At 71.5% G+C, this 14,132-nt stretch carries 15 protein-coding genes; 9 read left to right on the top strand and 6 right to left on the bottom strand.

Annotated elements, in window-relative coordinates:
• The first annotated feature begins 48 nt into the window (after window positions 1-48).
• Window positions 49-1,506 carry a TPR end-of-group domain-containing protein gene (locus tag WG903_RS05460; protein ID WP_340073207.1) on the top strand — a complete coding sequence of 486 codons (1,458 nt, stop codon included), beginning with the start codon at window positions 49-51 and terminating at the stop codon, window positions 1,504-1,506.
• Window positions 1,507-1,509: 3 nt separating this feature from the next.
• On the opposite strand, the gene WG903_RS05465 is transcribed toward WG903_RS05460, so the two are convergent.
• On the bottom strand, window positions 1,510-1,926 hold the full coding sequence (locus WG903_RS05465) for a hypothetical protein (protein WP_340073208.1): 417 nt from the start codon (window positions 1,924-1,926) through the stop codon (window positions 1,510-1,512).
• A gap of 98 nt (window positions 1,927-2,024) precedes the next feature.
• Between WG903_RS05465 and WG903_RS05470 the strand changes: the two genes are divergently transcribed.
• A complete protein-coding gene (locus tag WG903_RS05470) occupies window positions 2,025-3,302 on the top strand; it encodes a 7TM diverse intracellular signaling domain-containing protein (RefSeq protein WP_340073209.1) in 1,278 nt (425 codons plus the stop codon).
• Here the strand turns inward: WG903_RS05470 and WG903_RS05475 are convergent, their stop codons facing one another.
• Both WG903_RS05475 and WG903_RS05480 read right to left on the bottom strand, forming a co-directional pair.
• The gene (locus WG903_RS05475) at window positions 3,303-3,902 is read right to left on the bottom strand and encodes a hypothetical protein (protein ID WP_340073210.1); all 600 of its coding nucleotides are present in this window, start codon (window positions 3,900-3,902) and stop codon (window positions 3,303-3,305) included.
• Window positions 3,899-4,393, bottom strand: a complete 495-nt coding sequence (locus tag WG903_RS05480; RefSeq protein ID WP_340073211.1) for an RNA polymerase sigma factor — start codon at window positions 4,391-4,393, stop codon at window positions 3,899-3,901. The genes WG903_RS05475 and WG903_RS05480 overlap by 4 nt, the downstream gene beginning before the upstream one ends.
• 67 nt (window positions 4,394-4,460) lie before the next feature.
• Between WG903_RS05480 and WG903_RS05485 the strand changes: the two genes are divergently transcribed.
• Window positions 4,461-5,744, top strand: a complete 1,284-nt coding sequence (locus WG903_RS05485) for a S8 family serine peptidase (RefSeq protein WP_340073212.1) — start codon at window positions 4,461-4,463, stop codon at window positions 5,742-5,744.
• Between the two features lie 106 nt (window positions 5,745-5,850).
• The gene (locus WG903_RS05490) at window positions 5,851-6,399 is read left to right on the top strand and encodes a hypothetical protein (RefSeq protein WP_340073213.1); all 549 of its coding nucleotides are present in this window, start codon (window positions 5,851-5,853) and stop codon (window positions 6,397-6,399) included.
• Here the strand turns inward: WG903_RS05490 and WG903_RS05495 are convergent.
• Together WG903_RS05495 and WG903_RS05500 are read right to left on the bottom strand one after the other, a co-directional pair.
• A complete protein-coding gene (locus WG903_RS05495; RefSeq protein ID WP_340073214.1) occupies window positions 6,396-6,785 on the bottom strand; it encodes a hypothetical protein in 390 nt (129 codons plus the stop codon). The genes WG903_RS05490 and WG903_RS05495 overlap by 4 nt on opposite strands.
• A complete protein-coding gene (locus WG903_RS05500) occupies window positions 6,782-8,848 on the bottom strand; it encodes an ATP-dependent helicase (protein WP_340073215.1) in 2,067 nt (688 codons plus the stop codon). The genes WG903_RS05495 and WG903_RS05500 overlap by 4 nt, the downstream gene beginning before the upstream one ends.
• 102 nt (window positions 8,849-8,950) lie before the next feature.
• On the opposite strand from WG903_RS05500, the gene WG903_RS05505 reads away from it, so the two are divergent.
• The 5 genes from WG903_RS05505 to WG903_RS05525 are packed head-to-tail and all read left to right on the top strand — an operon-like array spanning window position 8,951 to window position 12,211.
• The gene (locus tag WG903_RS05505; RefSeq protein WP_340073216.1) at window positions 8,951-9,916 is read left to right on the top strand and encodes an AEC family transporter; all 966 of its coding nucleotides are present in this window, start codon (window positions 8,951-8,953) and stop codon (window positions 9,914-9,916) included.
• A complete protein-coding gene (locus WG903_RS05510; protein ID WP_340073217.1) occupies window positions 9,913-10,113 on the top strand; it encodes a hypothetical protein in 201 nt (66 codons plus the stop codon). Before WG903_RS05505 ends, WG903_RS05510 begins: the two co-directional genes overlap by 4 nt.
• A 5-nt stretch (window positions 10,114-10,118) precedes the next feature.
• A complete protein-coding gene (locus WG903_RS05515) occupies window positions 10,119-10,826 on the top strand; it encodes an SOS response-associated peptidase (RefSeq protein WP_340073218.1) in 708 nt (235 codons plus the stop codon).
• A gap of 1 nt (window position 10,827) precedes the next feature.
• The gene (locus WG903_RS05520) at window positions 10,828-11,691 is read left to right on the top strand and encodes a helix-turn-helix transcriptional regulator (protein ID WP_340073219.1); all 864 of its coding nucleotides are present in this window, start codon (window positions 10,828-10,830) and stop codon (window positions 11,689-11,691) included.
• A gap of 37 nt (window positions 11,692-11,728) precedes the next feature.
• Complete coding sequence (locus tag WG903_RS05525; protein ID WP_340073220.1) at window positions 11,729-12,211, top strand: DUF1579 family protein; 483 nt, start codon at window positions 11,729-11,731, stop codon at window positions 12,209-12,211.
• Window positions 12,212-12,216: 5 nt separating this feature from the next.
• Here the strand turns inward: WG903_RS05525 and WG903_RS05530 are convergent, their stop codons facing one another.
• Window positions 12,217-14,109 (bottom strand): hypothetical protein, encoded by a 1,893-nt coding sequence (locus tag WG903_RS05530; protein ID WP_340073221.1) that lies wholly within the window; start codon window positions 14,107-14,109, stop codon window positions 12,217-12,219.
• Window positions 14,110-14,132: the final 23 nt, after the last annotated feature.

Here is a 14,132-nt window from a genome sequence, read left to right on the forward strand (position 1 = left end):
GGTGGTTGGGTGCGGGTTCGCATGGTTCCCGGCGGGCGTGATCCCGGCGTGATCCGGCTGCAGCTGCTGGGCGGCGTCGACGCGCGGCGCGCCGACGGCACGCGCATCGACGCCCTGCTGGCGCAACCGCGGCGGCTCGCGCTGCTGGCCTTCCTGGCGATCGAAAGCGAGCGCGGCGCGTGTTCGCGCGAACGCCTGCTCGCCACCTTCTGGCCCGACAAGGCGCCCGCGCAGGCGTCGGCCAACCTGCGCCAGGCCCTGGCCTTCCTGCGCCGCGAACTGGGCGAGGCCACCGTCGAAGGCGTGGGCCAGCACGCGCTGCGCGTGGCGCCCGCGCACCTGGCCTGCGACGCGGTCGAACGGCTCGCGCAAGTGCGGGACGCGCCCTCGGCGCCGTCACCGGGCGAATTCCTGGCGGCACTGAACCTGCAGAACGTCGGCGAGGACTGGGAAACGTGGCTCGCGGCGATGCGCCTGCGCCTGGCGGGCGAAGCCGGCAGCGGCGACGACCTGCCCGGCCCCGGCGGCGCGGCGGCGTCGACACCGGGCGATCCGGCCGCGCGCGCCGCCTACCTGCGCGGGCGCTTCCACTGGAACCGCCGGCCGCGCGAATCGCTGAAGGCACTCACTTGCCTCGAGGAAGCGGTGCAGCTCGCGCCGGATTTCGCGCCGGGCCACGCGGCGCTGGCCGACGTCTACAACACGCTGGGGTCGTGGGAGTCGGGCGCGCTTGCCAGCGGCGAGGCTTTCCCGAAAGCGCAGGCGGCGGCCCAGCGCGCTTTGCAACTCGACCCTTGCTGCGCGGCGGCGCACACCTCGCTCGCCTATGCCACGGCGCACCACGGCTGGGACTGGCGCGCCGCGTCGGCGCAGTTCACGCGCGCGCTCGAGCTCGACCCGGCCTACGCGCACGCGCACCACTGGCACGCGCACCTGCTGGTGGCGCAGCGGCGCTGGCAGGAAGGCCTGGCGGCCGGGCAGCGCGCGCTTGCGCTGCAGCCGGACGACGTGATCATCAACGTGCACATGGCCTGGCACCACTGGCTCGCGCGCGATGCGGCAGCGGCGATCGAGCAGGCCGACCGCACCGAACACCTGGACGACACCGACCAGTGGCCGCCCTTCTTCCGCGGCATGGCCTGCGTGATGTGCGGCCGCGGCGACCAGGCGGTCGACGAACTGCGCAGCGCGGCGCAGCGCAGCCGTGGCAATGCGGTGATGCGCGCCGGCCTGGGCTATGTCTACGCGGCGACGGGCGACAAACGCGCGGCGCGCGCGGTGCTGCGCGAATTCAGCGAGGCGGCCGATACGCAGCAGCGCTACGCCTACGAGGCGGCGGTGATCCTGGCGGCGCTGGGCGAAGCCGACGCCGCGTTTGCCGCGCTCGAGGCGGCGTGGCGCACGCGTTCGGGGTGGATGGCGTACCTGGCGGTGGACCCGCGCTGGGACCCGGTGCGCGGCGACGCGCGCTTCGCGGCGCTGGTGGCTCGGCTCGGGCTGGACTGAGCGCTACTGCTTCGACATCACGTAGCTGCCGCTGGAGTTGTTGCGCAGGTTCTTCCACGACACCTTCGCGGTCTTGCCGTCTGCCTCGACCTCCATCGTGGTCACCAGCCACGCCTTGCCATTGAGCTTGGCGGTTTCCACCATCACGTTGCGGCCTTCGAGCTTGACCGAGACGCTGGTGGTGGCGGTGTCGTTGGCCACCGGTGAATCGGTGCCATCGAGCTTGGCGCGGTAGCCCTGGCCCTGCGGCGTGGCCATGGACAGGATGTTCTTCTCGACGCGGAATTCCACCTGCGAGCCCGGATCGAGCGACTTGTCGGCGTTGACCTTCATCCAGAAGCCGTCGAACGGGCTGGCCGCTTCGGCCAGGGCCGGTGCCAGCACCAGCAAGGCGGCGCCGGCGGCGCGGGCAAGGTTCATGGCGGCTCCCGGTGGACTGACCGCATGCTAGGCATGTCAGCTGAAAGAATCAACCCGGTAGCGCGCCAACAGCTTTTCTGTCATCGTCCACGGCAGGTATGCAGCCCACCGAACTGGCCCTGTGGAGCGCCGCGTCCGGCGCCATCGCGCTGGTGGTGCTGACCGGCCTGGCCGACTACCTGATGGTGCGCCACGTGGCGGCGCTGCACGGCACCGTCTACAACGCCGCGGCGCTGGCCTTCGTCGTCCTCATGAGCGGCATCGCCGGGGCACTGCTGCCGGCCTCGTGGGCGCCGGGGGTGCGGCTGGCCAAGGTCCTGGTCGGCCCCCTGTGCGTGCTGCTCGGCGACCTGTTCATTCGCCAGTGGTTCGGCGCGCGCCACCGCGACCGCCTGATGGACGGGGCGCTGCTGGCCAGCGGCACGCTGGTGCCGGTACTGGCGGTGGCGGCGCTGTTCCTGCTGCGGCGCGAGCACCAGCTGCCGGCCGCGGCGGGCCTGGTCATCTTCAACACCGTGCTGGTCACCTGGATGGGCCTGCGCGCATGGCTGCTCGGCGACTCGCTGGCGCTCGGTATCGCCATCGGTTCGGGCTTCATGATCGGCTCCGTCAGCGGCCTGTACGCGATCGCGCTCGGCACGCCGGTGCCGATGGTGTGGCAGGCGCTGATCGCCGCGGGCTCGGCCATCTGCGTCGCCGTCACGGGCTTTGCGCTGTGGCAGCGCAACCAGCATGCGCGGCGCGTGCGCAACGCGCAGGAGGTGCACTCGGAGTACGACCCGGTGACCAAGCTGCCGGCGGGCATGCCGCTGGTGCGGCGCCTGCTGCGCGCGCAGCAGCGCCGCCGCCGAACGCGCCGCGAGGGCGCCGTGCTGGCGGTGCTGGTGTTCGAGCCGGAGCGCGTGCGCCTGGTGGCGGGCGTGTCCGGCCTGAACGAGGTGTACGTCCACCTGGCGCAGCGCATGCAGCACCAGGTGGGGCTGGTGAACCCGGTGGGGCGCTACTGGGAACGCTGCTTCATCGCGGTGATGGAGACGATCCGCTCACCGGCGGCGGTGCGCACCCTGGGCCTGCGCGTGGCCTCGGCGTTGCGCAAGCCCATGCAGGTCACCGGGCACGACGGCTCGCCGCTGGAGGTGCGGCTGGACATCGGCGTGGGCGTGCTGCTGCTCAAGCGCGAGCACGAACACGTCGAAGACCTCCTGCACGAGGCGCAGCAGCTCGCCGAGGCGGCGCGCGGGCTGGCCTCGCGGGCAGCGACGATCGATCCCGTCACCGGGGAAGTCGTCGCCGTGGAGCACGCGCAGCTGGGGCCGCAGCGCGGCGCACGCCGCACGGTCCGCACGCCCAGCCGCGGCGCGCGCGGCCGCGCCTGATCAGCGCGACCAGCCGGCGTCGCGCGCCTGCTTTTCCTTCGCCGCGTCGAGCGCGGGTCCCGCGATGCGCGCGTCGACCGCGTCGAGCACGGGACGCGGCAGCGCGCTGGCCGCTTGCCGCATGCCAGCGCCGGTTGCGGCTTCGGTGCGCGCCGTCGCGACCACCGACCACTGCCCGTCCTCGCGGCACGTCAGCCCGGCGAGCTGCCGCGCGGCGAAGGTGCGGCAGAAGCGCCCGCCCTGGTCGACGAACGTGAGTTGCACGGCGACGTCGCCAGAATCGGCCGCGAGTTGCGTGTCGAGCGCGCGTGCCAGCGTCGATGCCGCCACCAGGTGGCCATTGCGTTCGGCCACCAGCGCCTCGCCGTCGCGCGGTGCGAACTGCCAGCCCAGGCCGATGCCGACCAGCACGGCCGCGGCCATGCCGCCGAGCTGCGCCCAGGTGAGCCGCATGAAGCGGCGCTTCTCGCGCTGCGCGGCGAGGTCCACGACCTTCGGCGCCGCCAACATGGCGGACAGGCGCCCCGGCACCGGCTCGTCCAGCACGTCGTCGTACGCGGCGGCCACGCGCCGGCGCAGGTCTTCGTCCGACATCGTCATGGCGCATCTCCCAGCATCGCCTTGAGCGCCTCGCGAGCACGCGACAGGCGGCTCGTGAGCGTGCCCACCGGCACTTCCAGCACGGCCGCAGCTTCCTCGTAAGACAGCCCCTCGACCAGCACCAGGGCCACGACGGCGCGGTGTTCGTCGCTCAATTGCGCGACCGCCTTGCGCACGGCGACCGCGTCCACCTGCGAGTCGCCGATGGCGGCGCCCGCGCGTTCGGCTTCCTCCTCGTCCACGAAGGTCTCGCCGCGGCGCTGCCGTGCGCGCACTTCGTCGATCCAGGCGTTCTGCATGATCCGGAACATCCAGCTGTCCAGACGCGTCCCAGGCGTCCACTGGTCGGTGCGGGCCAGCGCCTTCTCGAGCGCCACCTGCACCAGGTCGTCGCCGTCCTCCCGGTTGCGCGCGAGCGCCCGCCCGAAGCGGCGCAGGCGCGGCAGCAGCGCCGCGAGCTGTTCGCGAACGTCCGGGGCGGAATCGGGCATCGACATGGGGACAACGGCTGGCGCGGGGATTTTCTTCCACGTCCCGTTCGTTATCCTCCCAAGGCCCATGAACATCGCGCGTGCAGCTCATCCATGGATCCGGCGTTGCGCCGCCGGCGCGCTGGCGTGCGTCTTGGCAAGCGCCGCGCACGCGCAGGTGCGGCTGCCCGGCGGCATCGGCGTGCCGGGCCTGCCGCGGCCGACGATCCCGCAGCTGCCGCAGCCGGTGCAGCAGCTGGTGCCGCTGCAGGACCTGCGCGCCACGCTCACGCGCGACCTGATCGCCCGCAACCCGCAGCGCATCGAAGCCGATCCCGCGGGCGAGCCGATCCGCCGCGCCGAGCTGCTGTGGCTGTCGCCATCGGCCGCCGCGGTGCAGGCGGCTCGCGCGCAAGGTTTCGTCGTGCTGCGCGAAGAGAACCTCGCGGAGCTCGACGTGCGGGAGGTGGTGCTGCGCCCGCCGCCGGGCTTGCCGACCGCTGCCGCCGCGCAGCAGCTGCGCGCACTCGACGCGCAGGCGGCGGTGGACTTCAACCACCTCTACACGCCCAGCGGCGATGCGGGCGCGGTGCCGGCCGGCACCGCCGGTGCGCGGCGCGTCGGCCTCATCGATGCCGGTGTCGACGCCGCGCATCCCGCCTTGCACGCCGCGAGCATCCAGCGCTGGGGCTGCGACGGCAAGACAGTCGCCAGCGAGCACGGCACGGCGATCGCCTCCATCCTCGTGGGCAACGACGGGCCGTTTCGCGGCGTGCAGCCCGCGGCGACCTTGCACGCCGCCGACGTGTACTGCGGCGAACCGGCGGGCGGCGCCGCGGAAGATGTCGCACGCGCCCTCGCATGGATGGCGCGCGAGCGCGTCGCCGTGGTGAACGTGAGCCTCGTCGGCCCCGCCAACCGGCTGCTCGAACGCGCGGTGGCGGCGCTGGTCAAGCGCGGGCATGTCGTCGTCGCCGCGGTCGGCAACGATGGGCCCGCCGCGCCGCCGCTGTATCCCGCGAGCTATCCCGGTGTCGTCGGCGTGACCGGCGTGACGCCGGCGCGCCGCGTGCTGCCCGAAGCGGCGCAGGGCCCGCAGGTGATGTTCGCGGCGCCCGGCGCCGAGATCGGCGCGGCGCGCCGCGGCTGGGGCTACACGAGCGCGCGCGGCACGTCGTTTGCCGCCCCGTTTGTCGCGGGCCTGCTCGCCGATGCCTTGAACGAGCCCGACCCGCAAGCGGCGGCCGCCGTGATCGCGCGCCTGGCGGCGACCGCGATCGACCTGGGCGAGCGCGGGCGCGATCCCGTGTACGGCTTCGGCCTGGTGGGCGAAGGCGCGCGCGTGTCACCGGGCCGGCTGCCCGCGCACTGACTCATCCACAACGCAGCGTTACACACGCGGCGGATGGAAGCGCCGACCAGGCTCGTTGTCGGGGTACGGGGATCGGATGGTCCGCTCCCGTGTACAGGAGATTTCCATGATGAAGTTCCAGCGTCGATACCTCGCGCATGCGGCCGTTTCGCTGGCCGCCGTCTCGGCCGCGTGCCTGATCGCCGTCCCGGCGCAAGCCGGCCTGCTCGGCGGCGGTGGTGGCGGCCTTGCCGGCAACATCGGCGGCAGCCTGGGCGGCGCGCTCAACGGCGGCATCACGGCGCCGGTGGTGCGCCCGCTCGACACCGTGCGCGGCGCGACCGATGCGACGGCGAACACCGCTTCGTCCGCGCAAGGCGCCGCCAGCGCGGCGAAGGGTGCTTCCGCCGTCACCGGTGCTGCACAAGGCCAGGGCCAGGGCCAGGCGAATTCCACTGCCACGACTTCGCGCCCGCTCGGCGGCGCGGCGGGCGGCGACGGCCGCTACGGCGTCGGCAGCTCGATCACGAAGGCGGTGTCCACGAACGCCGGCGGTTCGAGCGCGAACGCCAACGGCAGTGCGGCTGGCAACGCCAGCGGCAGCGCGAGCGCGAACTCGGGCCTGTCGGCCAGCGCCTCGGGTTCGATGTCCGGCGAGGCCGGCGCCAGCCGCTAAGGGCGCTTGCGCAGCACGAAGGGGCGCTCGACGAGTGTCCCTTCGGCTTGCCACCGGCCGCGGATCTCGCGGCCGCACGAGCCTTCGACGACGTCGCCGAGCCATGTCGCGCTGATGCGCCGGCCGTCGTCGGATTCCTCCAGCGTGAATTCGCCGTCGTCGACGTCGCCCGCCACCGCGATGCGGCGGCCGTCGCGTTCGACGAAGCCGCGCACCGTTTCCGCGAACTCGGGATGTTTCTGGAGCGTGAGCGACACGGCCGGCCCGCCGTCGACCTGCGCGTGCCAGGTGCCGAGCAAATCGGCCTGCGCGACATCCGCGGCCGCAGGGCATGCGAGCACCCGCGCCGACGCGGCGAGCACCAGCGCACCCAGCGCGGGCTTCATGCGCCGCCCGCGGCCGCCGCGCTTTCCTGCGCCTTGCGTGCGAACTCGGCGCGCAGCGCCTTCAGCTTCTCGCGCGGGTCTTCCTTCGTGGTGGCTTTCTCCAGCGACATCTCGGCGATGAAGCGGCTGGGCTGCGCGGCGATCGTGTCGCGGCCCTTCTTGCGCTTGCGCGTCCAGCTCACGGCCAGCGAGCGCTGCGCGCGCGTGATGCCCACGTACATCAGGCGCCGCTCTTCCTGCAGGCGCTGCAGGATGCCTTCGTTGGCCTGGCCTTTCGCGCCGCCGTCGTCGTCCAGCTTGAAGGGCAGCAGGCCCTCGTTCACGCCGACCAGCATCACGTGCGGCCACTCCAGGCCCTTGGCGGCGTGCAAGGTGGAGAGCGTCACCACGTTCTGCTCCTGCTCGCGCTCGTTGATGGTGGACAGCAGCGAGATCGTCTGCGCCACTTCCATCAGCGACTTTTTGCTGCTGGCCATGGTGACGCCGCCGGCGTCGTCGATCTGGCCGCCGCAGCGCTGCGCCATCCAGTCGATGAACTCCATCACGTTGGTCCAGCGCGCGGCGGCGAGCTTCTCGCTGTCCTCGCCCTCGTACAGGTGCTTCTCGTAATCGATGTCCTTGAGCCAGTCGACGAGGAAGGTGCGCGCATCCTCCGCGCCCTGCGTGTGGCGCGCGCGGAACTCCAGGTCGTTGATGTAGCGGCCGAACTCGTGCAGGCCACCGACCGAGCGCGACGAGATGGCCGAAGCCAGCGACGGCGAGAACAGCGCGCCGAACAGCGACAGCTTGTACTGGCCCGCGAACACGCCCAGGCTGGTGAGCGTCTGGTGGCCGATGCCGCGCTTGGGCGCAGTCACCGCGCGCAGGAACGCCGGGTCGTCGTCGTTGTTGACGATCAGGCGCAGCCACGCGCACAGGTCCTTGATCTCGGCGCGGTCGAAGAAGGACTGGCCGCCCGACACCTTGTACGGGATCTGCGCCTTGCGGAAGGCCTGCTCGAACACCTTGGCCATGTGGTTGGCGCGGTAGAGCACCGAGAAGTCCTTCCAGTCCTTGCCCTGGCCGTTCTCGCGAATGGACTGGATGCGCGCGACGACGCGCTCGGCTTCGTGGGCCTCGTTGTCCGCATCGACGATGCGCACCGGCTCGCCCTCGCCGAGTTCGGAGAACAGCGTCTTGGGGAACAGCTTCGGGTTCGGCCCGATCACGTTGTTGGCCGCGCGCAGGATGGCCGAGGTGGAGCGGTAGTTCTGCTCCAGCTTGATCACCTTCAGCTGCGGGAAGTCCAGCGGCAGCTTCTTCAGGTTGTCGAGCGTGGCGCCGCGCCAGCCGTAGATCGACTGGTCGTCGTCACCCACGGCGGTGAAGCGCGCGCGCTCGCCGACCAGCAGCTTGAGCAGCTCGTACTGCGTTGCGTTGGTGTCCTGGTACTCGTCGACCAGCACGTGGCCCAGCTGCGCCTGCCACTTCTCGCGCACGTCGGCATGCTGCTGCAGCAGCTTCAGCGGCAGGCCGATCAGGTCGTCGAAGTCCACGCCCTGGTAGGCGATGAGGCGCTCCTCGTAGCGCGCCATGATGCGCGCGGTGATGCGCTCGTTGTCGTCGGCCGCCTGCGCCTCCGCTTGAGCGGCGTTCAGGCCCATGTTCTTCCACAGCGAGATCGCCCACTGCCACTGTCGCGCCGTGGCGGCGTCGGTGCTGCCGCCCGCGTCCTTCAGGATCGAGGTGACGTCGTCAGAATCGAGGATGGAAAACTGTGGCTTCAAGCCGAGCGCCGCGCCGTCCTGGCGCAGCATGCGCACGCCCAGCGCGTGGAAGGTGCAGATCATCACCTCGCTCGCGCCCTTGCCGACCAGCTGCTTCGCGCGCTCGCGCATCTCCGCGGCGGCCTTGTTGGTGAAGGTGATGGCCGCGATGCGCTTGGCTTCCAGGCCCGCGGCGATCAGCCGCGCGACCTTGTGCGTGATCACGCGCGTCTTGCCCGAGCCGGCGCCGGCCAGCACCAGGCAAGGCCCGTGCAGGTAGTTCACAGCTTCCTGCTGGGCAAGGTTCAGGCCGGACATCGAGGGGGAAATGCGTGGAAAGGGACAGCGGGCGGCGAATGATAAGCGGCGCGATTCGCACGATGCGCAATGCCCGGGGCCAGTTGCGAAGAAAATACGGGCGTGCTTGACATCCTGCGCGTCACCTTTCCGTTCTTCGCCCTCGTGCTGTGCGGCTACGTCGCCGCGCGCAAGCGCTGGCTGCCGCTGGACGCCATTCCCGGCCTGAACACGTTCGTGCTGTATTTCGCGCTGCCGTGCATGCTCTACCGCTTCGGCGCGAGCACGCCCTTCGCCCAGCTGGTGGACGTGGGCGCGTCGTCGGTGTACCTGGTGTGCGCGCTCGTCATGGTGGGGCTGACCATCGCGACCAGCCGCAACGAACGCATCGGCTGGAACGACGCATCGCTGGGCGCGCTGGTGGCCGCCTTCCCCAACACCGGCTTCATGGGCGTGCCGCTTTTGATCGCGCTGCTGGGCGCGACGGCCGCGGGCCCCGCCGTGCTCACCATCCTCATCGACATCCTCGTCACCAGCTCGCTGTGCATCGCGCTGTCGCGCCTGGACGGCGCCGACGAGCACGGGGCGAGCAAGGCCGCCAAGAACGCGCTGATGGGCGCGGCGATGAACCCCATGCCCTGGGCGATCGTGCTGGGCGGCGCGGCATCGGCCACCGGCTTCGTGCCGTGGAAGCCGATCGACGACACCGTGCGCCTGCTGGGCGATGCCGCATCGCCCGTCGCGCTCTTCACGATCGGCGCGGTGCTGGCGCGTTCGCAGTACATCGCCGCGCTCCACGAGCACGCGCCGATGCCGCCGCGCGACTACGTGCCCATCGTCTTCATCAAGCTGCTGGTGCACCCGCTGCTGGTGTGGGGCGCGGGCCATGCCGCCATCGCGCTGGGCGTGCCACTGCGCCCCGACGCCCTGACGGTGATGGTGCTGGTGGCGGCGCTGCCTTCGGCGAGCAACGTCGCCATCCTCGCCGAGCGCTTCGGCGCCGATTCGGGCCGCATCGCGCGCATCATCATGATCACGACCGCCGCCGCCTTCCTGACCTTCTCCGCCGCCGTGGCGCTGCTCAAATGATTTCCCGCAACCTGCGCGTAGGCCGCCCCATCACGCCCGAGGAGTTCGACGAGCTCGACGACGAGCAGCTCGCCCGGCTCGTGCCCAAGGCCTATCGCGATTACTTCCCGGGCAAGGACGCGTGCGGCGACGGCTTCTTCTACCTGCATGACGGCACGGCGTGGAGTTTCTACAAGGGCGGCTTCCTGGACGACTGACGACCATGTGCAACCGCTACCGCCCCGCCAGCGTCACCTACGTGCGCGACGTGTTCGGCTTCACGCTGATCAAGGAGCGCGAGCCCGATGCGTACAACACCAACGGCATCGGGCCCTGGCAGAACGGGCCGTTCATCCACCGCCAGGGCTTGGACATCGGCCAGTGGGGGCTGATCCCCTGGTTCTCGAAAACGCGCCGGCCCACCGGCAAGCTGGGCAAGCCGATCAGCACCAACAACTGCCGCATCGAGACGGTGGCGACGGCACCGAGCTTCAAGGCCCCGTGGGCGCGCGGCCAGCGCTGCCTGATCCCCGCCGCCGACTACGACGAACCGTACTGGGGCACGGGCAGGAACATCTGGTGGCGCTTCGCGCGCAAGGACGGCGAGGCGTGGGCGCTCGCGGGCATCTGGAACGAATGGACCGACCCGGCGTCGGGCGAGATCGTGGTGAGCTACACCATGCTCACGCAGAACTGCGACGACCACCCGCTGCTGTCGCTGATGCACAAGCCCGACCCCGCGCTGCCGCCCGACGAGCAGGACAAGCGCAGCGTGATCCCGATCGAGCGCAAGGACTGGGACACGTGGCTCAATGGCTCGATCGACGAGGCGATGGCGCTGGTGAAGTTGCCGGCGGTCGACCTGTTTTCGCATGGGGCGGCGGACCCGGCGCAGGCGGTGCCGCTGCCGATCAAGCGCAACGAGGAATGAAATGAGCGTCGCGCCCCTCCATCCCGACCGCATCGTCTTCCAGTCGGCGCGCGTGACGGTTGGCGAGTGGCGCTGCCCGCGCACGCACCCGCTCTTCGCCGACAGCGGGCCCATCGAGCGCCACCTCGTGGCCTTCCCGCGCACGTCGGCGGTGATCCGGCACGCGGGCCGCAGCGGCTTCGTCGCCGATGCGCGGCTGGCCACGGTCTACAACCGCGGGCAGCGCTACACGCGCGAAGCGGTCCATCCCGACGGCGACCGCTGCGACTGGTGGGCCGTCGATCCCGACACCGCCCGCGAGATCGCGGCCAGCGTGGACCGCCACGCCGGCACCGACGACGACGCGCCGCTGCGCTTCGCGCACGCACCGGTCGAGGCGACGCTGTACGCGCGGCAGCGTTCGCTGCTGCTGCGAATCCGGTCGGGCGCCATCGACACGTTGGCGGCGGAAGAGGCCGTCGTCGCGCTATGGCACGACACGGTGGCGGCCGGTGCGCGCGCCGCCGGCAGCGCGCGCGCGACGCCGTCGCGGGGCTCGCGCGAGGTCGCCGAAGCCGCTGCGCGCGAACTCGCGGCGTCCTGGCAGGACGCACACACGCTCGACTCGCTGTCGCGCGGGCTCGGTGTGTCGCCTTTCCACCTGTGCCGCTCGTTCCGCGCCGCGATGGGGCGCACCTTGCATCGCCAGCTCACGCTGCTGCGGCTGCGCGCCGCGCTCGAGGCGCTGAGCGAGGGCGGCAGCGACCTGACACAGGTCGCACTCGCGCATGGCTTCAGCAGCCACAGCCACTTCAGCTACGCCTTCCGCCGCGAGTTCGGCCTCACGCCGAGCCAGTGGCGCGCGCAGCCGCGAGCAATTTCCTGATAGCGGGCCGGCGGCGGCGGTGGCTAGAGTGCCCCGCATGCACCGTTTCCTTCCCCTCGTTGCTTCGCTCGCCGTGGGTGCGGCATCGGCCGCGCCGTGCGAGGCGCCCGAATGGCGCCAGTTCGACTTCTGGCTGGGCGAGTGGACCGTGTTCGGCCCGGCCGGCAAAGTGGCCGGCACCAACGTCATCACGCGCGAATACGGTGGCTGCGTCGTGCACGAGCGCTACACCACCGAGCGCGGCTATGCGGGCGAAAGCCTCAACGCCTGGGACGTCGACCGCAAGGTGTGGCACCAGACGTGGGTGGACAACGCGGGAACGCTGCTGCTGCTTGAAGGCCGTCTCGAAGGAAGCGCGATGGTCTTGCAGGGGGCCGGTGTCGACGAAGGCCGGCCGGTGAAGCACCGCATCACGTGGACGCCCAACGCCGACGGCACGGTGCGGCAGCACTGGGAAACCGCGGTCCCCGACGGTGCGTGGAAGACGGCGTTCGACGGGTTGTACCGCCGCAAGCCCTGACGCACCTACCGGATCTTCAGCAAGGACCAACCGCTGCCGACGACGAGCCCGCCGGGTGTCCACAGCAGCGACGCCGGGGCGTACAGGCGCCCCGGCAGCGGGCCGAGGACGATGGCCGTCTTGTCCAGGCTGCCCGCGATGGTGGTGACGGTCCCGTCGGGAGCCACCTTGCGGATCGCTCCTGCGCAGACCACGCCGGTGGAGGTCAGCGCGTTGCATGCGCCCTGTTCGCCCACGTAGATGTTGCCCGCAGGATCCGTCGCCATCTGGTAGCCGGAGAACGCGTCGCCGAAGCGCGCGGCCGCCCCGACGCCGTCGGCGTGCGCCGCGGGGCCGGGAGCACCCGCCAGCACCGAGACCTGCCCTTGCGGCGTCACCTTGCGCAGCACATGGTCCATGCCGAGCATGTAGACGTTGCCGGCCGCGTCGGCGGCCAGCCCCATCCCTGCTGCGTGGATCCAGCCGCCCTCCGCCGAGATCACCTGTGGTGCGACGGTCGAAACCACGCCGCCGGGCGTGATCTTTCTCACCCCGTTGTCGTCGACCACGTACAGGTTGCCGGCGGCGTCGAGCACGGGCCCGACCAGCGAGCGCCCGAATCGCGCCGCCGTGCCTTGCCCGTCCGCATTCCCGATCGCACCCGTCTCGCCCGCGAACTCGGCCAGCGACCCGTCGGCCGCAACACGCCAGATCGCGCCGCCGCCTTCGACGCACACGTCGCAGCTCCACTTCGGGGCGATCGCCAGGTAGTGGATGCCGCGAGCCCGGTCGAACGCGTATCCGGCCATCGACGAGCTGAAGCCGCTCACGGCAGGCACGGTGGCCGGGTAGAACTCGCTCGTCACCCCGCCGTCGGGCGTGACGCGGCGCATCACCAGGCCACCGTTGCCGAACGAGGGCACGAGGACGTCGCCGTTGTTGTCGAGGGCGGACCATGCGACCGACTCGAAACGCGCGGCGGCGCCCTGGCCGTCGCGGCGCACGGCCTCCGTCGGTTGGCCGCCCAGCACGACCGCCGTCCCGGTGCCGGGCAGAACGACGCTCACGACGCCTCCGAGCGCATCCGCGATGTACAGGTTGCCCGCCGCGTCCGCCGCGATGTCGTTGACCAGGACGTTCTCGGGCAGCACGCCGCCCAGGTGCAAGGTGGTCACGTTCCGCGCCGCATCGATGCGGCGAATGCCCAAGTCAACGATGTACAGGTTGCCCAACCCGTCGGCGGCCAGGGTGCCGGGGCCCGAGAAGCGCGCATCCAGCCCCTGGCCGTCGACCGCGTCGAAGCCGAAACCTCCGGCCAGCGTGGTGATCGTGCCGTCCGCCGCGATCTTGCGCACGCGCACGGAACGCGGCGGCATGTCTTCGAAGTAGCCGGGCGTCACGTACAGGTCGACGACGTAGATTGTCCCCTTGCGGTCCGTCGCCATGCTCATGACCTGGGTCAGCCGGCCTTGCCCGCGCGGCCCGTCCTCCATGCCGCATTCGCTGTTCGTGCCGGCGAAGGCGGTGCGCTCGAACGATGGCGTGACCTTCCACACGACGCAGTAGCCGGCTTCGTAGGTGTTGCCCTGGGGGTCGGTGATCGCGCGGAAGCCGGGCGGCACTTCGGCGGGCCCGCCGATCGTCGAGATGGCGCCGGAGGGGCTGATCATCCGGAACATGGCCCCGTCGCGCACGAGGACGTTGCCCTGCGCGTCGACGTCAAGCTCAAACGGCGACCCCAGGCGCGCGACGGATGCGTCGCCATCGAGGTCGCCCGGCCCGCCCGTGCTGCCGGCGAGCAGCGTCAGCTGCGTCGGCGCGGCGGCCTCGACAGGCTCGCCTGTGCTGCCGCCACCACAGGCGAGCAGCGAAGCGCAGAGACAGGCGAGGGCGATGAACGGGCGGAAGGTCCGGGTCACGATGAGGGCGGGTCCGAAAGGCA

Source organism: Ramlibacter sp. PS4R-6, from assembly GCF_037572775.1.
GTDB lineage: Bacteria > Pseudomonadota > Gammaproteobacteria > Burkholderiales > Burkholderiaceae_C > Ramlibacter.